This window comes from Rubrivirga marina (assembly GCF_002283365.1).
Lineage (GTDB): Bacteria > Bacteroidota > Rhodothermia > Rhodothermales > Rubricoccaceae > Rubrivirga > Rubrivirga marina.
Genome location: NZ_MQWD01000001.1, coordinates 1,552,833 through 1,578,938, shown reverse-complemented (window position 1 = coordinate 1,578,938; position 26,106 = coordinate 1,552,833). Strand labels below are relative to the sequence as shown.

22 protein-coding genes and 1 pseudogene are annotated in these 26,106 nt (G+C 73.3%); 10 read left to right on the top strand and 13 right to left on the bottom strand.

What is annotated here, in order from left to right:
* Positions 1 to 391 precede the first annotated feature (391 nt).
* Entirely contained in the window at positions 392 to 1,963 is a 1,572-nt protein-coding gene (locus tag BSZ37_RS06575; protein ID WP_095509779.1) for a M28 family peptidase, read from the top strand.
* 90 nt (positions 1,964 to 2,053) lie between these two features.
* Positions 2,054 to 3,247, top strand: a complete 1,194-nt coding sequence (locus tag BSZ37_RS06570) for a M20 metallopeptidase family protein (RefSeq protein ID WP_095509778.1) — start codon at positions 2,054 to 2,056, stop codon at positions 3,245 to 3,247.
* A 50-nt stretch (positions 3,248 to 3,297) separates the two neighbouring features.
* Here the strand turns inward: BSZ37_RS06570 and BSZ37_RS06565 are convergent, their stop codons facing one another.
* Entirely contained in the window at positions 3,298 to 4,722 is a 1,425-nt protein-coding gene (locus BSZ37_RS06565; protein ID WP_095509777.1) for an MATE family efflux transporter, read from the bottom strand.
* Between the two features lie 230 nt (positions 4,723 to 4,952).
* Here BSZ37_RS06565 and BSZ37_RS06560 point away from each other — a divergent pair, with 230 nt between their 5' ends.
* Complete coding sequence (locus BSZ37_RS06560; RefSeq protein WP_095509776.1) at positions 4,953 to 5,897, top strand: quinone oxidoreductase family protein; 945 nt, start codon at positions 4,953 to 4,955, stop codon at positions 5,895 to 5,897.
* A gap of 182 nt (positions 5,898 to 6,079) precedes the next feature.
* Here BSZ37_RS06560 and BSZ37_RS06555 read toward each other — a convergent pair whose 3' ends face one another.
* Positions 6,080 to 6,499, bottom strand: coding sequence for a hypothetical protein (locus BSZ37_RS06555; protein WP_095509775.1), 420 nt, complete (start codon positions 6,497 to 6,499; stop codon positions 6,080 to 6,082).
* A gap of 239 nt (positions 6,500 to 6,738) precedes the next feature.
* On the opposite strand from BSZ37_RS06555, the gene BSZ37_RS06550 reads away from it, so the two are divergent.
* Entirely contained in the window at positions 6,739 to 7,461 is a 723-nt protein-coding gene (locus BSZ37_RS06550; protein WP_095509774.1) for a DUF2461 domain-containing protein, read from the top strand.
* A gap of 69 nt (positions 7,462 to 7,530) precedes the next feature.
* Here BSZ37_RS06550 and BSZ37_RS06545 read toward each other — a convergent pair whose 3' ends face one another.
* The 3 genes from BSZ37_RS06545 to BSZ37_RS06535 are packed head-to-tail and all read right to left on the bottom strand — an operon-like array spanning position 7,531 to position 10,812.
* A complete protein-coding gene (locus BSZ37_RS06545; RefSeq protein WP_095509773.1) occupies positions 7,531 to 8,061 on the bottom strand; it encodes a GNAT family N-acetyltransferase in 531 nt (176 codons plus the stop codon).
* 42 nt (positions 8,062 to 8,103) lie between these two features.
* On the bottom strand, positions 8,104 to 10,116 hold the full coding sequence (locus BSZ37_RS06540; protein ID WP_095509772.1) for a hypothetical protein: 2,013 nt from the start codon (positions 10,114 to 10,116) through the stop codon (positions 8,104 to 8,106).
* Positions 10,117 to 10,119: 3 nt separating this feature from the next.
* Complete coding sequence (locus tag BSZ37_RS06535; protein WP_095509771.1) at positions 10,120 to 10,812, bottom strand: deoxynucleoside kinase; 693 nt, start codon at positions 10,810 to 10,812, stop codon at positions 10,120 to 10,122.
* A gap of 266 nt (positions 10,813 to 11,078) precedes the next feature.
* On the opposite strand from BSZ37_RS06535, the gene BSZ37_RS06530 reads away from it, so the two are divergent.
* Both BSZ37_RS06530 and BSZ37_RS06525 read left to right on the top strand, forming a co-directional pair.
* Positions 11,079 to 12,140 (top strand): TolB family protein, encoded by a 1,062-nt coding sequence (locus BSZ37_RS06530; RefSeq protein WP_095509770.1) that lies wholly within the window; start codon positions 11,079 to 11,081, stop codon positions 12,138 to 12,140.
* 26 nt (positions 12,141 to 12,166) lie between these two features.
* Entirely contained in the window at positions 12,167 to 13,747 is a 1,581-nt protein-coding gene (locus tag BSZ37_RS06525) for an N-acetylmuramoyl-L-alanine amidase (RefSeq protein ID WP_095509769.1), read from the top strand.
* A 136-nt stretch (positions 13,748 to 13,883) separates the two neighbouring features.
* On the opposite strand, the gene BSZ37_RS06520 is transcribed toward BSZ37_RS06525, so the two are convergent.
* Positions 13,884 to 14,798 carry an NAD-dependent epimerase/dehydratase family protein gene (locus BSZ37_RS06520; protein ID WP_095509768.1) on the bottom strand — a complete coding sequence of 305 codons (915 nt, stop codon included), beginning with the start codon at positions 14,796 to 14,798 and terminating at the stop codon, positions 13,884 to 13,886.
* 122 nt (positions 14,799 to 14,920) lie between these two features.
* Between BSZ37_RS06520 and BSZ37_RS06515 the strand changes: the two genes are divergently transcribed.
* The 3 genes from BSZ37_RS06515 to queG are packed head-to-tail and all read left to right on the top strand — an operon-like array spanning position 14,921 to position 16,904.
* Positions 14,921 to 15,325 (top strand): DoxX-like family protein, encoded by a 405-nt coding sequence (locus tag BSZ37_RS06515; RefSeq protein WP_095509767.1) that lies wholly within the window; start codon positions 14,921 to 14,923, stop codon positions 15,323 to 15,325.
* A complete protein-coding gene (locus BSZ37_RS06510) occupies positions 15,322 to 15,882 on the top strand; it encodes a DinB family protein (protein ID WP_095509766.1) in 561 nt (186 codons plus the stop codon). The genes BSZ37_RS06515 and BSZ37_RS06510 overlap by 4 nt, the downstream gene beginning before the upstream one ends.
* Positions 15,883 to 15,929: 47 nt before the next feature.
* A complete protein-coding gene (gene queG / locus BSZ37_RS06505) occupies positions 15,930 to 16,904 on the top strand; it encodes a tRNA epoxyqueuosine(34) reductase QueG (RefSeq protein ID WP_095509765.1) in 975 nt (324 codons plus the stop codon).
* 3 nt (positions 16,905 to 16,907) lie between these two features.
* Here queG and BSZ37_RS06500 read toward each other — a convergent pair whose 3' ends face one another.
* The gene (locus BSZ37_RS06500) at positions 16,908 to 18,473 is read right to left on the bottom strand and encodes a sensor histidine kinase (protein WP_095509764.1); all 1,566 of its coding nucleotides are present in this window, start codon (positions 18,471 to 18,473) and stop codon (positions 16,908 to 16,910) included.
* An 81-nt stretch (positions 18,474 to 18,554) separates the two neighbouring features.
* Positions 18,555 to 19,835, bottom strand: a complete 1,281-nt coding sequence (locus BSZ37_RS06495) for an MFS transporter (protein ID WP_095509763.1) — start codon at positions 19,833 to 19,835, stop codon at positions 18,555 to 18,557.
* A gap of 76 nt (positions 19,836 to 19,911) precedes the next feature.
* Here BSZ37_RS06495 and BSZ37_RS06490 point away from each other — a divergent pair, with 76 nt between their 5' ends.
* Positions 19,912 to 21,546: a hypothetical protein gene (locus BSZ37_RS06490; RefSeq protein ID WP_095509762.1), complete on the top strand. Its 1,635-nt coding sequence runs from the start codon at positions 19,912 to 19,914 to the stop codon at positions 21,544 to 21,546.
* Here BSZ37_RS06490 and BSZ37_RS06485 read toward each other — a convergent pair.
* The 5 genes and pseudogenes from BSZ37_RS06485 to BSZ37_RS06465 all read right to left on the bottom strand — a co-directional run.
* Positions 21,456 to 21,830: pseudogene (locus BSZ37_RS06485) on the bottom strand (GIY-YIG nuclease family protein); the annotation flags it as partial. The gene BSZ37_RS06490 and the pseudogene BSZ37_RS06485 overlap by 91 nt on opposite strands.
* Positions 21,831 to 22,056: 226 nt before the next feature.
* Positions 22,057 to 23,655 (bottom strand): lysine--tRNA ligase, encoded by a 1,599-nt coding sequence (gene lysS / locus BSZ37_RS06480; protein WP_095509761.1) that lies wholly within the window; start codon positions 23,653 to 23,655, stop codon positions 22,057 to 22,059.
* A gap of 79 nt (positions 23,656 to 23,734) precedes the next feature.
* On the bottom strand, positions 23,735 to 24,106 hold the full coding sequence (locus tag BSZ37_RS06475) for a hypothetical protein (protein WP_095509760.1): 372 nt from the start codon (positions 24,104 to 24,106) through the stop codon (positions 23,735 to 23,737).
* Between the two features lie 70 nt (positions 24,107 to 24,176).
* Positions 24,177 to 24,758, bottom strand: a complete 582-nt coding sequence (locus BSZ37_RS06470; protein WP_095509759.1) for a hypothetical protein — start codon at positions 24,756 to 24,758, stop codon at positions 24,177 to 24,179.
* 355 nt (positions 24,759 to 25,113) lie between these two features.
* On the bottom strand, positions 25,114 to 26,100 hold the full coding sequence (locus BSZ37_RS06465) for a Rossmann-like and DUF2520 domain-containing protein (RefSeq protein WP_095509758.1): 987 nt from the start codon (positions 26,098 to 26,100) through the stop codon (positions 25,114 to 25,116).
* Positions 26,101 to 26,106: the final 6 nt, after the last annotated feature.

Genomic DNA, 26,106 nt, shown 5'->3' with positions numbered 1-26,106 from the left:
GAGTGAGGAGGAGGTGGGGGGAGGTTGTTGAGTCGCACCTAGTGAGTCGCACCTGGGGGAGCGGCGGCCTGACTCGGGACGAGTCGGGTCATACTCAGCCGCTAAACTAGGGACGATCCGCTTGGATCCGCCACCCTGGGGGGCGCGCGAGCCGAGCGGATCGGACGTCCCGCCACCCTGCGCATATCGTGCCAATCGCCTCAGGCCCCCAACCCCTCCAAATCGTCTGGAATCGACGGAGGGCAAAGCGCCCCTGCGCACTCCTTGCGCACCCTGTGAACGCCATTCGCGTTCGCCATCCACGACTTCTCCGCGACTTGACACCACGCCCCCCCACGATCCGTTGTCTGGCCTCCATCTCACCATCCACAACGTCGGGACGCCGCCCCTTATGAAGAAACTTCCACTCTTAGCCGTACTGATGTGCGGGTCGGCCGTTGCCCAGACGGCACCTGCGATCGACGCCCCCGACCTCGTCGGGCGCTACCAGGCCACCATCACGCCCACCGAGTTAGCCGGCCACCTCTACGTCTATGCCGACGACTACCTCGCCGGCCGGGAGACCGGCCAGCCGGGCCAGCGGTTCGCCGCCCGCTACCTCGCTGGCGAGTACGCCACGATGGGCATCGCTCCGAAGGGGACCGGCGAGCCGTCCGGCCCCTACGCCCTCGACGCCTACCTCCAGCCGTTCGCCCTCGAACAGTCGTCGCTCCAGCGCCTCACGGCGACGGTGATGCGCGGCGGCGAGACGGTCCTCACGAGCGTCCTCGCCCCCGACGCACTCGACGACCTCCTGCTCGTCCCGGCGTACGGCCAGGTCGAGGACGCCGTGCCCGGCCCGGTCGTCTACGCCGGCGACGGCACCGCGCTCGACGGCCTCGGCCTCGACGGCGCCTATGCTGTGCTGACGCCGGGCGCCAACCAGGGCGCGACGCGCGCGGCCCTCGGCGCGCTGAGCGCGGCCGGCGTCAAGGCCGTCCTCCTCGCCTCGGCCCCGACTGCCGATGCGCTCCAAAGGCCCGCGGCCGGCGCGTTCGAGGCGGGCGGGCTGGCCCTCCCTGCCGTCGAGGGCGCCGAGGAGACCGGCGGCCTCCCGACGATCCTCCTCACGAGCCGCGCGACGCTGGACGTGCTCATGGCCGCCGCCGGCGTCGAGGCCGAGGGAGATGCCTATCCGACCGGCGACACCGGCCTGACGCTGGCCGTCGATGCCGAGTACGAGACCGTGACCGTCATGAGCGAAAACGTCGTGGCGTACGTCGAGGGGTCCGACCCCGACCTCAAGGACGAGTTCGTCGTCGTCTCCGCCCACCTCGACCACGTCGGCGACGACGGCGAAGGCGAGGACACCATCTACAACGGCGCCGACGACGACGGCTCGGGGACGGTCACGGTCCTCGAGATCGCCGAGGCGTTCCAGAAGGCCAAGGAGGACGGCGTCGGGCCACGCCGGTCGATCCTCTTCCTCCACGTCTCGGGCGAGGAGAAGGGCCTCCTCGGGTCCGAGTACTACGCCGACCGCGAGCCGCTCGTGCCCATCGAGAACACGGTGACGAACCTCAACATCGACATGATCGGCCGGTACGACCCCGAGCGCGGATTCGATACGACGGACTACGTCTACATCATCGGCGGCGACCTCATCAGCCAGGACCTCTCGGACTGGAACGCGGCCGTCAACGACGCGACGGGCACGGGCCTCTTCCTCTCGGACCGGTTCAACTCGCCCGACGACCCGAACCAGTTCTTCCGCCGGAGTGACCACTGGAACTTCGGCAAGTACGACGTGCCGTTCATCTTCTACTTCACGGGCACGCACGAGGACTACCACGGCGTCGGCGACGAGCCGGAGAAGATCGACTACGACCGGATGGCCCAGATCGGGCGGCTCATCTTCGGGACGGCCTGGGAGGTCGCCAACCGCGACGAGCGGCCGGCGGTCTCCGGTGTCGGCTTCAACTAGGCCCACCGCCTGATCGAGGCGGTCCCGCTCGGCGTCATCCGGGCGGGGCCGTCGTGTATCGTAGCAACCCGCACCCCACTCCCCCCGTCCGTGCTCGACCGCGTCCACCAGCTCGCCGACGACGTGTTCCCCGAGGTGGTCCGCCTCCGCCGCGCCATCCACCGCCGGCCCGAGCTGGCGTTCGAGGAGCACGAGACGGCGGCGCTGATCGCGAGCACGCTCCGCGAGATCGGCCTCGACCCGGCCGAGGGCGTCGCCAAGACCGGCGTCGTCGCGCACGTCGAGGGCGGGCGGCCCGGCCCCGTGGTCGCGCTCCGGGCCGACATCGACGCGCTCCCGATCCGCGAGGCGACCGGGCTCGACTTCGCCTCCGAGACGGACGGCCGGATGCACGCGTGCGGCCACGACGCCCACACGGCCATGCTCCTAGGGGCCGCACAGATCCTGCACGGGCTCCGGGACGACCTCGCCGGGACGGTCCGCCTCGTGTTCCAGCCGAGCGAGGAGAAGGCGCCCGGCGGCGCGTCAGTGATGATCGAGGAGGGCGTGCTCGGCGAGATGGGCGCCCACGGTCCGGTCGAGCGGATCTTCGGCCAGCACGTCTTTCCGGACCTTCCAACCGGCACGATCGGCGTCCGCCCCGGCACGTTCATGGCGTCGGCCGACGAGATCTACCTGACGGTCCGCGGGACCGGCGGACACGCTGCGGCACCGCACCTCCTGACCGACACGGTCCTCGCGCAGGCCCACATCCTGACGGCGCTCCAGTCGGTGATCTCGCGGAACCGGCCGCCGGGCGTCCCCTCCCTCCTCTCGTTCGGACGCGTGGCGGCCGAGGGCGCGACGAACGTGATCCCCGATGAGGTCCGCCTCGACGGCACGTTCCGGTCGATGGACGAGGACTGGCGGTTCCAGGCCCACGACCTCATCCGGCGAACGGCCGAGAAGACGGCCGAGGCGCTTGGCGTCACGTGCGAGGTGCGGGTCGTCGTCGGCTACCCCGTCCTGCGGAACGACGAGGCCGCCGCCGCGCTCGTCCGCCAGACGGCCGTCGACTACGTGGGCGAGGAGCGCGTGGTCGACCTCCCGATGTGGTACGCCTCGGAGGACTTCGCCTTCTACACGGAGCGGGTGCCGGGGGCCTTCTCCGTGCTCGGCGTCGGCAACGAGGCCGCGGGGAGTACGCACGGGCTCCACACGCCGAAGATGACGGTCGACGAGGAGGCGCTGCGGACGGGCACCGGCTTCCTCGCCGCGCTCGCCGTCCGCCAGCTGGCCGGGTAGCCCCGCCTCGGCGCCGAGGTGGGCGAAGTGGCGGCGCGGCCGCGGCGCGGTCACGCGGGGCGGTAGGCCCGGCTGACGAGCTTCCAGCGGTCGCTCCGGAAGCGGGCGTACGTCACGGCCGCCGGGACGCCGGTCTCGAGGAGGAGCGCCAGCCCGAGGCCGGCCACGCCGAGCGGCGTCACGGCGCCGAGGTACGCCGCCGGCAGCACGAAGCCGACGAGGGCGACGACGTGCCCCACGAGCGGCCACCGCGTGTCGCCGCTCGCCCGGAGCGGGCCCTTCGCGCCGGTCACGACGCCCCACAGCACGACGCTCACGCACGTCACGCGCACGAGGGCGACGGTCGTCGGCAGCACGGCCGGGTCGCTCACGAACAGGCGGCTGAACGGTCCGGCGAACGCGAACACGGCCGTCGCGGCGAGCACGTAGACGGCCACGGCGATGCGGAGCGCGTCGCGGGCGTAGGCGCCGGCCTCGCCCTCGCGGCCCGTTCCGAGCGACTGCCCGACGAGGCTGCTCGACGCGAGCCCGAAGCCCCAGCCCGGCGTGTTCATGAGGTCGCGGATCCGGAGCGCGACGACGAACGCGGCGGCGACGTCGGGCCCGAACAGGCTGACGATGGCGAGGAGCGGGAACTGGCCGCCGTTCTGGACGAGGTTGGTGAGCGCGAGCGGCGCCGCGATCTCGACGAGGTGCCGCGCCGTCGTCGGGTCCCAGCAGAGCGCGTCCCGCCCGAGCCGCACCGGCAGCGAGCCGACGCCGGGAAGCCGGCCGCGGCTCAGCCCCCACGCGAACGCCGCCGTTGCCGCCGCACTCGCGAGGACCGTCCCGAGCGCCGCGCCGACCACCCCGAGGCCGGCGCCGAAGATGAGCCACGCGTTGAGCCCGATGTTGAGCACGGCCCCGCCGGCCCGAATCACCATCGGCGTCCGGGCGTCGCCGGCGCCCACGAGCGCCCGACTGGCGACCAAGTTGAGAGCCGCGAAGGGCATGCCGAACGCGGCCACGCGGAGGTACTCGGCCCCGAAGGCGACCGCCTCGGCGCCCGACCCGATCAGGCCGACGAGCGGCTCAGCCAGCAGCCAGATCGCGACGACGAGCGGGAGCGTCACGGCGAGGGCCAGCGCCGCGCTCGTCGTCACGGCCCCGCCGATGGCGTCACGGCGGCCGGCGCCGTAGCGCTGCGACACGAGGCTGAGCGTCCCGCCCGCGATCCCGCCGCCGACCATGAACGCCAGCAGCCAGAACGGCGTGGCGTACCCGACGCCCGCGATCGCCGCCGTCCCGAGCGCCGTGCCGACCATCGCCACGTCGGCCGTCGACTGCGACATCCGGGCGAGGCCGGTCACGATCCGCGGCCACGCGAGGTCGGAGACCCGCCGCGCGCGTCGCGTGCTCACGAGGCCGAACGCTGCCAGGGCGAGCCCGATACGGTCGACGGCGAGGCGGATCGGGGAGAGGAACCAGTCGAGCATGAACGCCTCGTATCCCAGACGCCGTGGGCTGTTCGGAGCCTGCGAGGCCGAAAGGGCTTTCTCGCCGGGACCTTCACCTCGCCTGTCTCCGCCCTTCCCGCGGGCCCGCCCCCTCCGCCTCGGTCCGTCCGCGACGCCACCGAGGCGGGCCAGGCGATCCCCGAGTCCGGGATCGCCGACGAACGGCGGCGGGCGGGTCGCGTTGCCGTCTTCCCTCTCACCGCCCCGCAATGAAAGCCATCCAGTTCGACCAGTTCGGCGGCCCCGACGTCCTCCAGCTTCGCGAGGTCGACGATCCCGAGGCCCGGCCGGGGCAGGTCCTCGTCCGCGTCCACGCCGCGTCCGTCAACCCCGTCGACACCAAGATCCGGCAAGGCAACGACTACGGGATCGAGCCGCCGATCATCCTCGGGTACGACGCGGCCGGTGTCGTCGAAGCCGTCGGCGACGGCGTGGACGACCTCCGGGTCGGCGACGAGGTGTTCTATACGCCCGACCTCACCGCGAACGGGACCTACGCCGAGTACCACGCGGCCGACGCCGGGCACGTCGTCGTCAAGCCCGACACGCTGTCGATGGAGGAGGCCGCCGCGGTCCCGCTCGCGGCGTGCACGGCGTGGCAGGCGCTCGTCACGCGCTGCCGGCTGGAGGTCGGCGAGCTCGTGCTGATCCACGGCGGCGGCGGCGTGGGCCACGTCGCCGTCCAGATCGCGCACGCGGCCGGGGCCGAGGTCGTCGTCGTGGGCAACGCGGAGATGGAGGACACGCTGCTCGACCTCGGCGCCGACCGGTTCGTCGACTACGAGTCTGGCGACTTCGTGGCCGAGGTGGACGACCTCTCGTGCGGCCTCGGCGCGAACGTCGTGTTCGACACGGTCGGCGGCGACACGCTCGTCCAGAGCGTCCCGGCCCTCGCCGAGTTCGGGCGGATGGCGACGATCGTGGGCGACGCGGGTGGCGGGCTCGGGCAGGCGTACCGGAAGAACGGGACGGTCCACCTCGTGATGATGCAGCGCGACGGCGGGATGCTCGACCAGATCGCCACGCTCGTCGACCGCGGCCTCCTCCGCCCGCTCGTCGCCGACGTCCTCCCGCTCGAGGACGCCGCGGAGGCCCACCGGCGGATCGAGGCGGGCGGGGTCCACGGCAAGCTCGTGCTCTCGACCGGTGCCTGACCGTGAGGCCGCGCCCGGGGCCGAGGCGGGCCCACTCGGTTGGCCCGCCTCGGTCCTCTCCCTCGGCTTCGCTCGGGGCAGGCGGCTTCGCCCAGGGGAGCCGCCGAGGGGACGGGGCCGTCGACGCGCACCATGGGACCGGCCCGTCAGTCGCTCGCGGGCGTGCCGTCCCCGAGGCGGCGTCAGTTCCGAACGCGGGCGGAGACCGACAGCGGGGTCGTGACGTCGAACGACGCGAGGGACCCAGCCGCCCGCGTCCCGACGAACCGGAACGACCAGTTCCCGCTCACGCGGACGTAGGCCTCATTGGAGGCCTGGAGGGGGACGGACTCCCCCGAAAGAATGATCGACTCCTGGGGGCTAAACACGGTCGTATTGCCGAGCGGGTTGCGGACATCAACGCGGACAATTCGGACGTCGGCGTTCGGGGTCGCGGCAAACTGGAGGCCCTGCGTCCCGTCGCCGAACGGCACGACGACGGAGGCGATCTGAAACGCCGGCGGGGTCTCACCCACCGGTTCGGGCTCGGGCTCAGACGAGTCGCACGCGGCGATCGGGAGGACGAATGCGAGGAGGGCGAGGACGCGGAGAGCGCGGGGCATGGGAGTGAGGGGGTGGAGGATCACAGTCGGAGGAAGACGACGGCGGGCCGACGGGAAATCGAGCCCGTTCCGGCGTCGCACCCTCACAAGCGGAATAGGCTGTCCGACGGGCTCACGAGACGGCGCTTTTTTTGCGCCTCCGACTCGCCCCCACCCGCGCCTCCCCCCATTTTCCGCACGGGTTCCACACGGAGGACCGCCCGGAGCCCGTACGTATAGAGAGAACCCCACCGTACCGCATGCCCGTCGCCGCCCCCCCGGATCTCCTCGCCCCCTTCCCCGGCCTCACCGAGGACGCCTTCACGTTCCTCCGCCAGCTCAAGCGGAACAACGACCGCGAGTGGTTCCGGCCCCGCAAAGAGACCTACGTCGAGGAGCTCCGCGACCCCATGCGGATGCTGATCTCGGACCTCAGCCGCCGGCTCCCGGAGCGCGGCCTCCCGCTCTCCGGTGACCCCAAGCGCGCGGTCTTCCGGATCTACCGCGACACCCGGTTCTCAAAGAACAAGGCCCCGTACAAGACACACGTCGCGGCCGTCCTCTCGCGCGACGGCGACAAGCGGGCGCCGGGCGCGATCTACATCCACGTCGAGCCGGGCTCGAACCGCGTCGGCGGCGGCTTCTGGCGGGCCGACAAGGACTTTATCCGCCAGTGGCGGGCCGACATGTCGGAAAACCCGCAGGCGTTCCTCGACGTGGTCGAGGCCGCTGAGGAGGCCGGGCTCACGCTCGAGACGGCCGGCAGCGCGCTCACCCGGATGCCGCGCGGCTACGACGACCAGCGCGACAACCCGGCCACCGAGTACTTCCGCTGGAAGGGCGGCTTCGCCGCGGTCCGTGAGGACATCCCCGACGAGGACGTCCTCACGCCCGACTTCGCCGACCTCGTGATCGAGACGGCCGAGGCCGTCCGCCCGCTCCTCGAGTACGGCTGGCGCATCGCCGACAAGGCCAACGGCTGACGGTCGGCCCCTGCGTTGATCTCGACGGGACGCCACCGCGGCGTCCCGTCGTCGTTTCGGGCCCTCCGGTCAGCCGCCGAACGCGGGGTGGTAGCGGACCACGCCCGCAGCGTCGGTGAGCGCGCCTTCGACCCGTTCGAGCGCCATGAACGCCTCGGAGGGCACGTCGTACGCGCAGGCGATCCCGAACGCGGACGCCGGCTTGAACCCGAAGCGCGGGTAGTACGCCGGGTGGCCGAGGACGACGACCGCCTCGGCCCCGTCGGCGGCGCACGCCGCCAGCCCGGCGCGCACGAGCGCCGAGCCGACGCCCGACCGCTGGTGCTCGGGGAGGACCGCCATCGGCGCCAGCCCCCGCACGTCGGCCGCCCCGACAGCCTGCCCTGAGCCTGCCGAAGGGTCGAGCGTCACGGGCGTGAACAGGATGTGCCCGACGACGATCCCGTCCACCTCGGCGACGAGGCCGAGGTAGCTGGAGGACCGCTCGCGGAGACGATCGACCAGGTCGGCTTCGTCGGGCTGTCCGAACGCGGCTTCGTTGACGCGATAAACGGCATCGCGGTCAGATGGCCGCTCAGGACGGATGGTGGGCTCGCTCATCGCTGGATCGGTCGGTGTCTGGATCGCCTCACCTCCCACGCCTCAATTCAGCAACGCCCAGAAGACGCCGAAGCGGAGGACGTGGGGCGGCAGCGGCTCGCCCTGCGTGACGACGGCGCCGTAGGCCCGCTCCCCGAGCGCGTGGTCGTAGCGGACGAAGAGGGACGCTTGCGCGCTGAACGTGGCCGTCGCCTCCAGCCCGACGAGCGCGCGCGCCGGGAGCTCGAAGCCGAGCGACCCGCCGGGCTCCGGCAGCACGAGCGCGCCCGTCGCCGGCTCCACGCGGACGCTCCGGAACGCCGTCCACGCCGTCGACGCGACGGCCAGGTCGACGTCCACGACGCCGTCGCCGATGTCCTCGGCGCGGACGCCGAGGCGGCCAGTGGCCCAGACGCGCGGGAGCGACGCGTCGATCCGGTCGTGGAGGTCGGAGCCGGAGCTCAGCACCGCCCGCGCCGTCCCGCGGACGTTCGCGTAGAACCCGCGCCGGACCCGCTCCCGCCACCCGCCCCCCATCGAAATGCCGCCTTGGCGGATCGGCTCGCCGGCCACCGTCACCGCGGCCAGCGTGTCGCCGAGCGAGACGAGGTGGAGGCCGTTGAGGGTGGCGCTCCCGAAGGCGCGGAGGTCGAGGCGCCAGTCACCACGGCGGAGGCGGAGCGCGGCGTCGGCCGAGAGCGTTTGCTCGGCCTCTGTCGAGGTCGCCGGAATGACGGACCCGCTCAGCCCGACCGCATCGAGCCACGACGGCGCGCGACCGCCCAGCATGACGCCGGCCGACGCCGGCCCCGCCGTCACGCGCGCCGACGCCGAGGGCCACCGGGCGTCCTCGACCTGATGGAACCCCGCGCCGAGCACCACCGAAGCCTGCCCGAGGCGGAGCGAGTCGGTGATGGCGGCGTGGAGCCCGAGGCGGGACTCAGCCCCCGTGAGGACGCCCGCCTCGGGACCCGGCGCGGGCTCGGCCATCACGTCGAGCCGGAGCACGAGCCGGTTCGGCCCGACCCGGAGCGGCTGCTCGGCGAACGCCGCGAGGCGCCGGCCGTGGACGCGGAGCGTGTCGCCGGTCCCGTCGGCCCGGACGAACACCGAGCGCTGGAGCGCGATCGACGCCCCCACATCCGTCGGCGCCGAGCGTGCGAAGGGGAGCCGGAGCCTCAGCCACGGCTCCGTGCGGAGCGTCCGCCGCGTGGCGCCACTGCCGCGCACGGTGGCCGTCGACGCGCTGAAGATGCCTTCGACCGGCAGCCCCGCCGACGGCACGACGCCCGCCCGCGCGCCCTCCGTCCGGTCCGTGTACATCACGCCGACCTCCGCCGCGACGAGCGGCTGCGTGAGCAGGAGCCGGCCGAACGCATCGGTGTGGGCCACGTCGCCGCCCGCGAACGGGCTGTCGGCCGATCGGCTGGCGGCATGGCCCGTGAGCGTCAGGCGACTCGCGTCGCTGCCGCCGCGCAGGAAGGCTGGCGGACGTCGCGTCTGCGCATGGGTGCCGGAGGCGTGCTGGATCGCGTCCTGCCCGCCGAGGTAGCGGAGCTCCGTGACCGGCACGCCGAGGCGGAGATCGCGGAGCGACGCCTGCACGCCCGGGCGGCCGAGCGCGGCCGCCTCGGTGCGGAGCGGGCCGATCGCCGCGAGCGGCAAGAGATCGTACCGCGGCGCTCCCGTAATGAGGTCGACCACCGGCCGGCCGTCGAGCATCAGCGCCGGGAGGTCGGGGCCGAGGCCGTCGAGTGCGGCGCCGGCCGTGCTCCCGGGCGCGCCGAGCCGGTAGACGAAGGCCCCCGGCACGTCGGCGAGGAGCGCGGCGACGTCGAGCGCGGCGGTCGTCGCCGGCACCGGCGTCACGGGCCGGCCGGGCGCGAGGGCGAACGGCGGGACGGGCTCCGCCTCGGGCCCGAGGCGGGCGGAGTCCGCGGCGACCCGCGGCGCCAGCGAGTCGGCCGGGAGGGCGCGGACGTCGCCCGGCGGGTCGGGCGCGGCCGTCGAGTCCGGCACCTGGGCGCTGGCGGCGGCCGCCAGCGCGGCGACGGCGAGCGCCAGCGCCGGACGCATCCCTTAGCCCTCGACCGGGAACAGGCCGAACAGCCGGCTCTCGATCCGGCTCAGGATCTCGTACCGGTCCTCGGGCTCGTTGACGAAGTCGAGGGCGTCCGTCTCGACGACCATCTTCGGGTACGGGTACCGGTCGATCCAGCTCTCGTAGAGCTCGTTGAGCCGCTCGAGGTAGTCGAGCCGGATCGACGACTCGAACTCGCGGCCGCGCGCCTGGATGTGGCGGACGAGCGTCGGCACCCCGGCGCGGAGGTACACCAGGAGGTCCGGCGGCTGGAGGTAGCCGGCCATGATCGAGAACAGCTCGACGTAGTTGGCGTGGTCCCGCCCATCCATGAGGTCCATGTCGGCGAGGTTGCGCGCGAAGATCTCGACGTCCTCGTAGATCGACCGGTCCTGCACCACCGACATCGGCGCGGCCTCGATCTCCTTCTGGTGCTTGAACCGACTGGAGAGGAAGAACACCTGGAGGTTGAAGCTCCAGCGCCGCATGTCGTCGTAGAAGTCGGCGAGGTACGGGTTGTCGTCGACGGACTCGAAGAACGGGGCCCACCCGAACGTGTCGGCGAGGATCTGGGTGAGCGTGCTCTTGCCCGCGCCGATGTTGCCGGCCACGGCCACGTAGAGCTTGCGGGCGGGGGCGTCGTCGGTGGCGAGGGCGAGCTGCCCGGCGTCGGTCGGTCGGTCGGTCGGCATGGCGTCGGGGGGGCCGGCCAAGGTACCGACGCTCTCCGGCCAGGGGCCTCCACCTCGGGGGCTCCCCAGTGTCTTCGAGCACCCGCGTCGGCCCGCCGAGGCGGACCGCCCCACGGGGAGGCCACGGCCTTGCCGTGCAAGCGCTTTCTGGCTCTAACGCACTATCGCCGTGCAACACGAGGAGCACGCCTCTGATCCAGCAAGGCCAGGCCGAGCGTGCCGTGGCGGCCAACGCGGCGGGGGCCCGTCCCCCAACCTTGGACCGCATGGGCATCCCACCACCCCCCGGCCCCTTCGCGCTCGTCGTGCTGCTCGCGCTCGCCGCGTGCAGCCTGGAGCCCACCAGCCGGCCCCTCTCCGACGCGGAGGTGGCCGGACTCCCGGGCGAGCTCCTCTTCACGTCCGAGCGCGACGGGCCGCGGGGGGCCTACCGGCTGGCCTTCGGCGCGGCGCCCGAGCGAATCAGCGACGATCACGACGAGGTCGCCCTGGCCGTTTCGCCCGACGGCCGCGCCGTCGTGGTGGGGCGGACGGTCGAGACGCCGGCGGGCCTCCGCGAGCAGCTGGCGATCCGCGAGGCCGGAGAGCTCCGCCTGCTCACCCCGCCTCGGGGCCGAGCCCGGAACCCCTCGTGGAGCCCTGACGGCCGATGGCTCGCCTTCGAGTCCGACCTTGACGGGTTCAGCGACGTCTACCGCGCCGCTCGCGACGGCGGTGACCTCGTGCGGCTCACCGCCGACCCCGCGGGCAACTTCGAGCCGGCCGTCTCGCCGAGCGGCGCCGAGATCGTGTTCGCCTCCAGCCGCGACCACCAGGCCGAGGTCTACCGGATGGCGGCCGACGGCGCCGACCCGGTCCGCGTGCCGGCCTCCCCGCGCGACGAGTGGCGCCCGCGCTGGGCGCCCGACGGGAGCGCCGTCGCCGTGCTCTCGAACGAGCGCGGGCGGGACGAGCTCGTCGTCATGCGGCCCGACGGGTCGGCCCGCCAACGCCTCAACGCGTCTCGCGCCGACGGCGGCGCCCTCGAAGCCCTCGAAGGCGAACCCGCCTGGGCGCCCGACGCCTCCGCCCTCGCCTACACGACCCGCACCCGCGACGGCGGTACTCGGATCTGGACCGTCGACCTCGCCACGGGCACGCACCGCGCGCTCACGGCGCCCGACGCCCTCAGCCATGGCCCCGTGTGGAGCCCCGACGGCCGGTGGATCGCCTTCGTCTCGGAGCGACATGGGGACCCCGAGCTCTACGTCATGCGCGCCGACGGCTCCCGACAAACGCGCCTCACGCGCGCCCCCGGCCCGGACTCGGGCCTCCTCTGGGCTCCTTGAGCCCGCCCATCCCACACCCCTTCCCCATGCCCCATCGCTATCGTCTATCGGCGGTCGTCCTGGCCGCGCTCCTCGCCGTCACTGGCTGCTCCGACCAGCCCTTCTCCGCCCAGGGCGGCGACCCCGCCGACCTCGTCCCGCTCGACACCGTCTTCGCCCGCGCCGCTGCTGAGTTCGACGTGCCGGCACCGCTGCTCGAGGCCATCGCCTACACCGAAACCCGGTGGGAGATGGTCGAGGGCCACGAGGAGTTCGAGGGCGTCGCGCCCGCGTTCGGCGTGATGGCGCTCCGCGGCGAGCGGCTCCGCGAGGGCGCCCGGCTGGCGGGCGTGACGGAGCCGCAGGCCCGGACCGAGCCGACGGCCAACGTCCGCGCCGCCGCCGCGCTGCTGCGGTCGTGGGCCGACGCCGAAGGCCAGCCTCGAGCGTCGCTCGAAGACTGGGGCGACCTCGTCGTCCGCTACAGCGGCGTCGAGACGCCAGCGGCCCAGGCGGTCTACGCCCGCGACGGCGTCTACGCCGTGCTCCAGTCGGGCGCCGAGATCACGGTCGAGGGCCGCGTCGTCGGGCGGATCGAGGCGGCGCCGGTCGCAGCCGCCGAGCTCCGCGGCGTGCCCGAGGCCGCCGAGGCGCGCTCGATGAGCGCCGACTACGGCCCGGCCATCTGGCGGGCCTCCCCGAACTACAGCTCGCGCCCGTCCGGGACGGACCCGTCGATGGTCATCGTCCACACCTGCGAAGGGAGCTACGCCGGCTGCTGGGGCTGGCTGACGAACTCGCAGGCGGGCGTCAGCGCCCACTACGTGGTCAACGAGTCGGGCTCGCAGATCTCGCAGCTCGTCCGCGAGTCCCAGAAGGCGTGGCACATCGGGGCGAGCTACGACTGCTCGCTCAACGGCAACACCGACTGCGGCAAGAACGGCCAGTCCTCGAACAACTTCACGATCGGCATCGAGCACGCCGGCTACGCCTCGCAATCGTCGTTCCCGACCGGGCAGGTCCAGGCGTCGGCCGAGCTCGGCTGCGACATCAGCCAGGACTGGGGCATCCCGCGCGACGTGTACCACTTCGTAGGCCACGGCCAGCTCCAGCCCTACAACCGGACCGACCCGGGCCCGAACTGGCCCTGGACCGACTACCTCAACCGGATCAACTCGGCCTGTGGCTCGACACCGCCGCCGTCGGGCTCGACCATCATCGTCGACAGCAACAACAGCCTCAACGACACGAACGTCGGCTACATCCAAACGTCGTCGAACTGGACGGCCTCGAGCCACTCGACGGACTACCAGACGGGCTACTGGTGGGCCCAGACGGCCTCCGTCTCCGACGGCGCGACGTTCTGGTTCTACCTCCCGAGCGGCGGCACGAGGACGATCGACGCGTGGTGGGTCGCCGGCTCCAACCGCTCGCCGAGCGCGCCGTTCATCGTGTACAACGCGTCCGGCTCGCAGCTCGCGACGACGTACGTGAACCAGCAGGCCAACGGCGGCAAGTGGAACACGCTGGGGACGTACAGCTTCACGTCTGGCTGGAACAAGGTGGTCCTCTCGCGCTGGACCGGCTCCGGCTCCGTCGTCATCGCCGACGCGCTCCGGATCCGCTGACGCCGACCTCCGGGTGGGGGCCACCCATCCCCTCCGCCTCGATCTTGGGCGGAGGCCTCCAGCCCGGCGTGTTCCCGAGGGGCCCGCGTCCGGTGGGCCCCTCACCCCGGCCGCCTCGGCGCCGAGGCCGGCGGGGTCAGTACTGACGCAGGTAGCTCAGCGCGGGCACGTCGAACGGCGGCGACTCCACGTCGAAGTCGGCGAAGAAGGCCGACGGGTCGCACGTGTTGCCCTCGACGAGCATCTCGAACTGGGCGGGCGAGATCGGCAGGAGCCCGGCTTTCCCGAGCGTGTTCACGCCGAGCCGCGCGAGCGCGATCGGGACCGGCGCCGTCGGCTTGGGGCGGACGCCGCCACCGCGAGCGATCCGCCGGAGCGCCTCGCGGTAGGGGATCCGCTCCTTCCCCGCCACGCAGTACGCCACGCCGTTCGACGCGTCACGCGCGACCGCCTGGGCGAACGCCTCGGCGCAGGCCTCGACGTGGACCGGCTGGAGCTCGTACGCCCCGTCGCCGAACACGGGCAGGACGGGGAACGGCTCGACGAGCGTCTCCCACAGCCGCTTCGCGAACTCCGGGTTGTCCTCGCCCGGGTCGCCGAACAGGGTCGACGGCCGAAAGATCACCCAGTGGTCGAAGCCGGCGCCACGGACGACCTCCTCGGCCGCCCACTTCGTCGTCTGGTACGCGCTCACCCCGTCCGGCCGCGCGCCGTTCGCGCTCATGTGGACGAACCGGCCGACGCCGGCCGCGCGCGCCGCCTCGACCACGTTGCGGGTCCCGTCGACATGGATCCGCTCGAACGTGACGCCGTTCGACGGGCTCTCGTCGATGATCCCGACGAGGTGGACGACGGCGTCGACACTCGCGAACGCGTGGCCAAACGAATCGGGATCGGTGACGTCGCCCTGGTGGACCTCGACGTTCTCGTGCGCCGCCAGCCCCTCACCTCCGTCGCGGACGAGCGCGCGGACGGTATGGCCGTGGCGGAGGAGCGCGTCGAGGACGTAGCCGCCGACGTAGCCGGTGGCGCCAGTGAGGAGGACGTGCATCGCGGGACCGTGAGTTCGGCGGGGTTGAGCGGGTTCGGCAGGGCATCGGTTCCGGCTTGGCGCCGGTGAAACCCACCGGGGACGCATTCGTAATTTTCAATCATCACTGAAAACACGGAGCCATGACACCCCTCGCCCTCCGCCGCGCTGCCCGCTTCTCGCTCGCGCTCGTGTGGCTCGGCGAGGGGCTCGGCCTCAAGCTCTGGCTCCGCGACGCGGGTGAGCTCGCGATCGTGGCCGCCTCGGGCCTGTGGGTCGGCTCGCCCGAGGCGACGCTCGTCGCCATCGGCGTGCTGGAGACGATCGCCGGCGTTGTCCTTCTCGTCGGGTACCGCGAGCGGCTGGCCGTCGCCGTGACCACGGTGGCCATGGCGGCGATCACGCTCGGCGTGGTCTGGACCGACCCGTCGACGCTCCTCGACCCGCTCACCGGCGTGCTCAAGAACAGCGCCGTCGCCGTGTGCGGCGCCGTCGTGTGGTCGCTGGCGCCCGCTGCCCAGCGCGCTCCGGTCCCCGCCCTCCGATGACGCCACGCGCTGCCCGTCTGCTGGACGTGCTCGACGCTCACCGCGCCGCGTTCGCCGCCCGTCTCGACGCGCTCCCCTCGGCCGTCGTCCACGCCGCTCCCGCGCCCGGCGCGTGGTCACTGGCCCAGCTCGCCGAGCACTTCGTGCGGATCGACGCGGGGCTCACACTCACGGGCCCGCCCGCCTCGGCGATCGTCCGGGCCACCTCGGGCGCGCGGCGCCGGGCGCTGGCCGGCGTCCTGTCCCTCCCCCTCCGGATCCCCGCGCCGCCGTCGGCGGCCGGCGTGATGCCGTCGGCGGATCCGCGCTGGCCTGAGGTCCGCGACCGGTGGGACGACGTTCGGGCCGAGTGGCGGTCGACGCCGGCCGAGGGCGCGGTCGCCTACCGGCACCCGCTCGCGGGTCCGTTCCTGTTCGACGACGCCCTCGCGTTTCTCCTCGCCCACCACCGCCACCACGACGCCCAGGTCGAGCGGACGCTCGCCGCACTCGGAGGAGGCCCCGCGCTCCGCTCGGAAGCGAAGAAGACGAGGGGGACGCAGGTGACCGCGGCGTAGCGTTCGTTGGACCCGTCCGCGTCTCGTCTCCTCCGTACCCTCTCCTCGTGCCCGGCTACGACCCCGCCCGACTCGCCCGCGACCTCAAGGCCGAGGCGCGCCGCATCGGGTTCGACGGCGTCGGCATCGCGCGGGCCGAGAAGCTCGACACCGAGGCCCGTCGGCTGGAGGCGTGGCTCGAGGCCGGCCGCCACGGCGGCTCCGACGGCGCCATGACGTGGATGGAGCGGAACTTCGACAAGCGCGTCGACCCGCGCGAGCTGGTACCGGGCGCCGAGTCGGTCGTCTCCGTGTTCGTGAGCTACTTCCAGCCCGGGCGCCGGCCGGGCGGCGGAAACGCCGAGGCGGCCAAGATCAGCCGCTATGCGTGGGGCGACGACTACCACGACGTGCTCAAGGAGAAGTTGGCCGAGCTGTTCGACTGGCTCGACCGGCGGACGGGCGGCGCCGGAGGCCGCGCCTTCGTCGACTCGGCGCCGGTTCTCGACAAGGCGTGGGCCCAGCGGGCCGGCCTCGGCTGGCAGGGGAAGAACACGAACCTCCTCACCCGCACGCACGGCTCGTTCGTGTTCCTCGGCGAACTGATCGTAGACGTCCCGCTCGAGCCCGACGAGCCGTTCCGGGCCGACCACTGTGGGAGTTGCACGCGCTGCCTCGACGCCTGCCCGACGGGCGCCCTCGACGCTCCCTACCAGATCGACGGGAGCCGCTGCATCTCGTACTGGACCATCGAGCACCGCGGGCCCGACCTCCCCGAGGACCTCGCGGCCGAGTTCGGCACGTGGGCCTTCGGGTGCGACATCTGCCAGGACGTGTGCCCGTGGACCAAGTTCTCCCAGCCGACCCGGGACGCGCGGTTCCTGCCTCGACCCGGCGTCACCAACACGCCGGCCCGCGAGTGGGCCGAGATCGACGTCGAGGCGTGGCGCGGACGGTTCCGCCGGAGCCCCGTCAAGCGGACGAAAGTCGAGGGGTTCCTCCGCAACATGGAGAACGCCGCCCTCAATGCGGATCGGGCGTAGCGGCTACCCGCAGGGAAGCGCGAGCGTAAACGTGGAGCCCGTATCCTTGGCGCTCTGTGCCGTGAGCGAGCCGCCCATCTGGCGCGCGAGACGGCTGGCGATGGCGAGGCCGAGGCCGGTCCCGCCGTACTCGCGGTTGACGCGGGCGTCCTCTTGCACGAACGGCTCGAAGACGGCTTCCAGCACGTCGTCGGTGATGCCCACGCCCGTGTCGGCGACGCTGAGGCGGGCCTCGCCACCGACGACCGCCAGCCGGACGTCGATGCGACCGTCGTTCGTGAAACGGGCGGCGTTGGAGAGGAGCTGGTCGACGATCTGATCGAGGCGGGACGGGTCGGCCTCGACGAGGACGGGGTCGGCCGGGGTCAGGACGCCGAGCGTGACGCTCTTGGCCTCGGCGGCCGGCGCGTGGCGGGCCGCGATGGTCCGGGCGACGGCGCCGAGGTCGACGGGTTGGCGGGCCAGGTCGAGCGCGCCGGTCTCGAGCCGCGAGAGGTCGAGGAGGTCGGAGACGAGGCGGAGCGCGCGGTCGGAGGCGTCGCGGATGGTGCCGGCGAACTCGGCCACCTCGGGCGGCGCGTTCAGGTCGCGGGTCTCCTCGACGAGGAGGTCGGAGAAGCCGCGGATGGCGCCGAGGGGCGTGCGGAGCTCGTGGCTCATCATGCGGAGGAACGACATTCGCGTCTGGGCCGCGCGCTCGGCGATCCGCCGGGCGCGGTCGAGCTGGGCCTCGGCCTCCTTCCGCGCGGTGACGTCGGCGAGGAGGCCGCCCGCGACGGGCCGGCCGGCCGCGTCGAGGCTCGGCGTGGCCCGCTCGGCGATCCAGACGACGTCGCCGCCGTCGAGCCGGAGGCGGACCTCGACGTGCGACGCGTCGCCCATGCGGAGCCGCGCGTCGTGGGCGGCGAAGGCGGCGCGGTCCTCCTCGACCACGAGGTCGGCCCAGTCGGCGTCGCCGGCCAGCAGCGCGTCGGGGTCCAGGCCGGTGAGGGCCTCGGCCTGGGGCGTGACGAAGACGTAGGCCCGGCGGCCGTCGGGGTCGTGGCCGAAGGTGAAGAGTGCGTCGTCGAGGTCGGCGACGGTCCGCTGGAAGCGGGCCTCGGCCTCGACCCACGCCCAGAGCGTGCCGAAGAGGAGGCCGAGGCGGGCGGCGGCGGCCTCATCGGCGGGCGTCCACGGCGCGGCGGCCGCGAACACGAACGCGCCGGGGGCCGAGCCGGCGACGGGCACGGCGAGCACGTGGGGCTGGCCGAGGTCGTCGGCGAGGGGACCGCCGGTGACGACGACGAGGTCGCCCTGGCAGAACGTGGCGGCGTCGGCCCCCTCGACCTCGACGAGGTCGGGCGTGGCGCCGGGCGGCCACACGGCGCAGCGGACGAACGCCGCCGACTGGGCCTCGCCGACGAGCGCGACGGCGACGTCGGCGTCGAGCGCCTCGCCGAGGCGGGCGACGCCGACCTCCATCAGCTCGAGCGCGTTGGGGTGCGAGAGCGCCGCGTTGCGGAGCGCGGCCTCGGCCGTGTCGACGCGGTCGGCGAGGGCGGGCGCGGGAGGAGCGGCAGGGGCCATGCCCCGGGTATCGGCGGCGAGGCCGCGGGCGTAAGGCGCGGCTCGAGAGCCGACCTCCCCCACCTCGGCCCCGATGCGGGCCTACCCGGCCCGCGCCTTCCGCTCAGCCGGGACGACGAGCGCGCCGTACGCGAGCCCGGTCCCGACCTGAACCGCGCCGAGGGCCGCGATCAGCACCACGAGCCCGACGCCGGCCTCCAGCAACTGGCTGGCGATGACGATCGTGACGCTATCGACGAGCGTCACGAGCAGCCAGTCCGTCGCGACGACGCGCCCGCGGTACGCGTCCTCCGAACGCTCCTGGAGCAGGGTCGTCGACAGGACCCAGTTGGCGCCGCTGGCGGCGTGCGCGAACACCACGAAACCGACCACAAGCCACCGCCAGTCGGCCACGGCGGCGACGCCGAGGTAGCCGAGGCCGCTCACGACGATGCAGCCGGCGAGGACGGCGGGCCACCGCCGCGCGTCTCGAAAGACCGTCCGCGCGAGGATCGGCCCGATGCCGGTCCCGAGCCCGCGCGCGGCGAAGAGGACGCCGATCCCGGTCGTCCCCGCCGACGGGAAAAGCTGGTCGCCGAGGAGCGCGAGGGCGAACACGAGGCCGCCGCCGCCGATGCCCCAGGCCGCCTTCGCGCCGGCGATCCGCCGGACCGGCGGGCGCGTCCGGACGTAGCGCCAGCCCTCGGCGATCCGCCGAAGCCCGGCCCGGACCACGCCGCCCACGTCGAGCTCCACCTCACGGGCCGGCAGCCGGATGCCGGCGATGAACACGGCGCTGACGAGGTACGTCCCGGCGTCGAGCCAAAACACGACGTCGGTCCCGAACGCGTCGACGACCGGTCCGCCGGCCGCGGCCCCGACGGCGAGCATGATCGACCACGTCGCGGCGAGGAGCGCGTTGGCCGTGAGCAACTCGCCCCGCTTGGTGATGAGCGGCAGGACGGCGTCGCGGGCCGGCGTGAACGCCGCGCTCACGGCGATCTGCGCGGCGGCGAGGACGTAGAGCAGCCACAGGTCCTCGGCGTCGCGGACGAACAGGAAGCCGAGCACGAGCGCGGCCCGGACGACGTCGGCCCCGATCATCAGCTTCCGACGGTCGAGCCGGTCGGCCAGCACGCCCGCGATCGGCGAGGCGAGCGCGAGCGGCAGCAGCTTGGTCAGGAAGACGCCGCCGAGCGCGGACTCCGAGCCCGTGAGGTCGAGGACGAGCCGGTACAGCGCGAGCGTGTTGAACCAGTCGCCGAAGAGCGACACGACGGTCCCCCCCCACAGCCAGCGGACGTCGCGGTTGGTGCGGAGCAGCGTCGTGAAGCCGACCTCGCCGCGGAGGTCGGCCGCGTCGGGTTGGCCTCGTGCGATCATGCGGGAGCGGGCGAGCGCCCCACACGAAGCGCGGCGCGACGCGGTTCACGCCCCGCCGAGATCCCGTCCCTCTTCCATGCCCCGTCCCCTCGTCGTCCTGCTGGTGCTCGCCCTTGGCGGGTGCGCCGAGAGTGCCCGCCTCGACGCCGAGGCGGACCGAGCTGAGGCGGACCGAGCCGAGGTGGCTCTGGCGCCCGTCGAGGCCCGGACGGTCCATCTCAGCGGGCGCTTCGTGACCGGGTACGGGGACCGGCCGAAGCGGGGCGTGTACGGCCTCCGCGTCCGCCTCCTGTTCCGGAGGGCCGACGGCTCGGGGTGGGACGGCGCCGCGCCGCCGCCGGGCCCCGACCGCCGCCACCGGACGTTCGACGTGCTCGGCGAGGACGGCCGCTTCCGGTTCGACCTCGCCACGGCGCTCGACCTCTCGGCCTACGACGAGGTCGCCGTCGTGCCCGAGACCGTCACGCGCACGGTCCGCCTCGTGCCCCCCCCCCGCGGCTCCCGCCGGTTCGGCACCGGCGACGACGCGGTCACCGTCCTCCCGCTGGCGGACGCGATCCGCGTGCCCCTCCCGCCGTCGGGCCCCGTCGTGGCCGACGGGTTGGAGGCCGAGGTCCGCCGCGAGGTCGGCGTCACGGTCCGCTGGTCGGAGCTGTCGCGTGCGTTCGTGGAGGCGCGCTACGCGGGCGAGGTCCCCTTCGAGTTGCCGCGGGTTCGGGTGGAGCTGAGCCAGGGCGGCGGGTTCGTGTTCCAGGCCCTCGACCCCGACGTGCTGGCGCTCGGCGGCCACGAGATCGAGCTCAACGCGGCCCGCGGCATCACGCCGACGCTCGTGGCCCACGAGTACGGGCACTACACGACGTTCCGGATGTGGGGTGCCAGCCCGCTCCGCTACACGCTCCGCAACCGCAACCTCCGCGAGGGCTGGGCCATCTTCTTCTCGTTCGCCGTCCGCTCCTGGGCCGCCGCGACCTACGGCGACGTCGACCTCGCGCCGTCGAACCCCGAGCGGGCGCCGTTCACGCACCGGATCGGCGAGGGCCGGCGCTACCGCAACATCGCCTACGGCACGTCGCATCCGGACTACTCGGCCATCGGCGCGCTCTTGTGGAGCCTCTACGACGTCGCCGATCCGTCGCCCTTCGAATACGAGGGCCTCGACCTCGGCAGCCTCGCGGGCGACAACGACGACATCGCGGGCGGCCTCGCCGTGTTCGAAGCGGTCCGCCTCCCGAAGACCCGGTTCTACGACGAAGTCGGCATCGACGAGGTCGTCGACGCCTTCCGCCAGTCGCAGCCGGCCGCGCTGGCCCCCTCGGTCGACGGGGCGGTCGACTTCTTCCTCTGCCCCGCGTGGCCCGCGTGCGACGTGGTTGCCGCGCCCGATGCCTCGCCCTCGACCGCCTTGGTGACGCTTCGGCCCGTGCCACCCGCGAATCTCGTCGCGGAGCGTGTGTCGCCGGAGGCCGTCGCCCTCCGGTGGGACCGGCGCGTCGGGTCGGCGCCGTGGGCCAACCCACCCGAGGCGTATCACGTCGTCCGCGACGGCGCCCTCGTCGCCACGCTCCCGGGCACCGCCTCCGCCTGGATCGACGCCGAGGCCGGCCGGGCCGCGCACCGCTACGAGGTCCGCGCCGTCGGCGGTGGGGGCGAGGCGTTCGGCGCGCCGTCGGCCGAGGCGCCGGCGGCCTCGGGCCCGTCGTCGCGCTGACTCCCTCCGCCTCGGTGCCGAGGCGGGCGGGGGCGGGCCTGGGGGTCAGCCTCGTCTGGCGCGAGGTCGAACCAGCCGGCGTTGCGCCGCTCGATCAGCCGGAGCTTCTTCTCGCGTGTCCACCCCTTGATCTCCTTCTCGCCGAGGATGGCGTCGCGGACATCCGGATGCTCCTCGGAGTAGACGAGCCGGTCGATGCGATACCGCGCGGCAAACGCGCTTCCCTTCCCAGTGCGGTGTTCGGCGAGGCGGCGCCGGAGGTCGTTCGTCACGCCGGTGTAGAGCCGCCGCGACCGGCTCGCGAGGACCTAGACCCAGTACTGCTTCACCATCCTCTCCCCCCGTCATCCTGAGGAACATAGTAACGAAGGATCTCCTGTCGGCCAGCGCGGCGCTCGCGAGGGGCGAACCGGCCGAGTCCAACGAGATCCTTCGCTCCGCTCAGGATGACAAGTCAGAAACGGTGCTGCTTGCCTGCCCCCCACCGCCTCGGCCCCGAGGCGGGCGAGGTCACGCCTCGGCGGGCGCCTCGGGTTCGCCAGCCGCGACCGTCTCCGGCCGCATCAGCGGGAACAGAAGCACGTCGCGGATGGAGGGCTGATCGGTCATCACCATCGCCAGCCGGTCGATCCCGACGCCGAGGCCGGCGGCGGGGGGCATGCCGTACTCGAGCGCGCGGAGGTAGTCCTCGTCGATCTCGCGCGTGGCTTCCTCGTCGCCCGCCTCCGCCAGCCCCGCCTGGTCCTCGAAACGCGCGCGCTGGTCGAGCGGGTCGTTGAGCTCCGAGAACGCGTTGCACAGCTCCTTGCCGGCCGCGATGAGCTCGAACCGCTCCACGAGGCCCGGCTTCGAGCGGTGGCGCTTGGCGAGCGGCGACAGCTCGACCGGGTAGTCCGTGATGAACGTCGGCTGGAGGAGCGTCGGCTCGACGGCCTCGCCGAAGATCTCGTCGACCAGCTTGCCGGCGCCCATCGAGGCGTCGACCTCGATGCCGAGCTCGCGGGCGACGGCGGCGATCGCGTCCCGATCGGCGACACGGCCCGCCTCGGCGTCGTAGAGCTGGTGGCCGGTCGCCTCGGCGATGGCGTCGAAGATGGGGACGCGCCGGAAGGGCGCGGCGAACGAGAGCGTGTGCGTCTCGCCGTCGATCGTCCGCGGCACGTCGGTCGAGCCGTGGACGGCCTGGGCGACGGCCTCGAACATCCGCTCCACGAGGCCCATCATCCAGTCGTAGTCGCGGAAGGCGACGTAGAGCTCGAGCATGGTGAACTCCGGGTTGTGGAACCGGCTGAGCCCCTCGTTCCGGAAGTCCTTGGCGATCTCGTAGACGCCCTCGAAGCCGCCCACGAGGAGCCGCTTGAGGTACAGCTCGTCCGCGATCCGCAGGAAGAGCGGCATGTCGAGCGCGTTGTGGTGCGTCGTGAACGGGCGCGCGGCGGCGCCGCCGTAGAGCGGCTGGAGCGCCGGCGTCTCGACCTCGACGTAGCCCCGGTCGTCCAGGAAACCCTGGATCGTGCGGACGATCCGGTGGCGCGTCTTGAACACGTCGCGGACCTCCGGGTGGAGCGCGAGATCCGCGTAGCGCTGGCGGTAGCGGAATTCGGGGTCCGAGACCTCGTTGAACGTCCGCGTCTCGCCCGTCTCCTCGTCCGTCACGGTCTTCTCGACGGGCAAGGGCTTGAGGCTCTTCGAGAGGAGCACGAGCCGGTCGGCTTCGACCGAGACCTCGCCCATCCGCGTGCGGAAGACCGTCCCCTCGATGCCGAGCCAGTCGCCGGTGTCGAGCAGCTTCTTGAAGACGCTGTTGTAGACCCCCTCGGGCAGGTTGTCGCGCTTGACGTAGATCTGGATCTGGCCGCTCTCGTCCGCGAGGTGGAAGAAGGCGGCCTTGCCCATGACCCGCTTCGTCAGCATCCGGCCGGCGACGGTCACGCGGATCGGCTCGGTCCCCTCGGCCTCGGGGTCGTGCCGGGCGTCCTCGTACTGGTCGAGGATCTCGGCGGCGTGGTGGGTCACGGCCCACTCGGCGGCCGGGTACGGGTCGACCCCGGCCTCGCGGAGGGCGGCGGTGTGGTCGCGGCGGATCTGCTCTTGCTCGGTGAGCGCCATCGGTCGGTGCGGAGTCGGGGCCGGAAGATGCGGGAGAGACGCCGCGGGGATGGCTCCCGGTCCCGTCTTCGCGCCCGATTCAGCCCGTGCAGGCGGCGACGACGGCGCGCGCCTCGTCCTCGGCGACGCCAGACGGGTCGATCGCCTGCACCCCGTCGGCCGACGTCTGCTCGCCGCTGGCGAGGACCGTGAGCCGGCCGCGAGCGACGGTCGCCGTCACCACGTCGAACTCGTTGAAGCCCCGCCGGCCGAGGGAATAGCGTTTCGGCTGGTGGGCCCGGAAAAACACGCCGGCCTCCGCGCCGACGACGGCGTAGCCGCGGGCCGTGGCCTCGGCGAGGGCGCAGTCGAGGCCGTCCGCTTCGGCGTCACCACTCGCCGTGACGACGGACGGGCCGGCGCAGCCAGCGAACACGAGGAGGACGACGAGCGGAACGAACGGGGAGCGCATGAGGGAGCCGATGGGGCCCCTTCGGCCGAGCGCTCCAACGACGAAGTAACGGCGACTCGGGCCGACGGGCTCAGTCGACCAGCTTCGCCACGTCGGCGAGGAGGGCGTCCCGGCCGTCGCGAAGGGCGTCGGCGACGCGGTCCCCGAGGACGCGGGCCGACGACTGGGGCTTCTGGGCCGCGGCCAGCGTCGCGACGTGCTCGGCCGACTGGCCGAGGGCCTCGACGGCGGCGCCGGCGGCGGCGACCCACGTGCGGCACGGGGCGGGGTGGCCGACCAGTTGCTCAGCGGCCCGCTCGCGGAGTCGCGGGAGCCAGCCCGGCGCGGGCCGGAGGACGGCACGGACGCGGTCGGCCGGGGTCCGGCGGACGAGGCAGCGGGCCTCATCCGAAACGCCGACGGCGAGGGCACCGAGAACGGCGTCGAGGTCGGCGGCGACGCCGGTGACGGTCTCGCGCTGGCGGAGGCTGAGCGCGGCCGTCTCGGCCTCGCGGACCGGGACCAGGGACGCCTTCACCACGGCGGCGGCGGCGGCCAGGAGAGCCTGGAACGAGGCGGCGGAATCGCGGCGGACGCTCCGGGCGGCGAGGGCCTCGACCGAGTCGGCCGTCAGGCCGGGGGCGAGGTCCTCTGTCAGAATCGAAGAGTGCATACGGTGGATGGCGAGCGTGCCCGCCGAAGCCCAAACAGCACGGGAAGGGGAAGAACGGAAAGAACGCCCCAGATTGGTCCGCGCGCCACCGTTCGCATCGACGCTTGGCCGTCCCGCCCTAAGCCCTCCACCTATCGTTCACCTGGGCTTCGCATTTCCCCCTTGTGACGCAGAGAGTTACCCCGAGTGCCCCCCACCTCCCGGTGGAACCGCTCCGACCGCGTCGGGGCGATCCGACGCCCATCATGAGAGCCGCCGCCTCCGCCACGACGCATGTCGCTGGACCCTCAGCGCCTCGGCGGCCAGTCATCCCGATCGCGAGTGACGCCGAATGAACTGGTTCGGCGCCGAGCCCTCACGACGCGACGCCGGCGCGGGATGGGGCCGGCGGGCGCGGCGGCTCGGGCGTCTTCGGCGTCGACGGCTGAGGCAGCGGGAGCGTCACCATCCGCTCCATCAGCGAGAGGACGTCTTCGGCCTTGCCTGGCGGGAGCGTGCCCGCGCGGACCGCGAGGCGGACGGTCTCGACGGACAGCGCGGCGTACGCCGGGACGAGGTGCGGGAGCTCCTTGCGGAGCGCGAGCCCGTGCGCCCGGAGCGTCTGGATGTCGCCGCGCGCGACGGGGCCCGTCAGGGCCTCCTCCGGCGACGTCGCCGTGAGGTTGTCGAGGGTGCCCTGCAGGAGCGGGCCGAGGATCGCCATCGCCGCGCGCCGGTCGATGTCGATGGAGGCGAGGACCTCCTGGACCATCCCCATGAGGGTGACGAGGAGGTTCGAGGCCATCGCCGCGGCGAGGTGGTAGCGCGGCTTGTCCTCGGCCGCCACGACGACGTAGCGGACGCCGAGGCCGGCCGCGAGTTCGACGCCGGCCAGCACGCCGGCCGGCTCGCCTTCGATCCCGACCGTCACGCCGGCCAGCGTCTGGGCGTCGGCGTCGCGCGTAACGGTCTGGAGCGGGTGGAACGAGAGGGTCCGCGCGCCCTCCTGGCGGAGCGGCTCGAGGAGCGACGCCGGCTGCGCGCCCGACGTGTGGAGCACGACGGCGCCCTGCCACGGCCGCGGCGCGCCCGTGAGCGTGTCGGCGAGGTCCGCGATCTGGTCGTCCGGGACGGCCAGGATCACGAGCGGGACGTTCGGGACCTCGCCGAGGCGGTCGGAGGCGACGGGCGCCCCGAGCAGCTTGGCGAGGTCCTCCGCCGACCGCCGCGTCCGACTGATGACGGCCTGGATGGGGTAGCCGCTCTCCGCGAGCCGGAGGCCGAGCGCGCGTCCCATCGCCCCGGCGCCGATGAGGGCCACAGGGGGCCGCGGGGTCTGGAAGGCGGAGGCGTACGTAGACATGCGGGA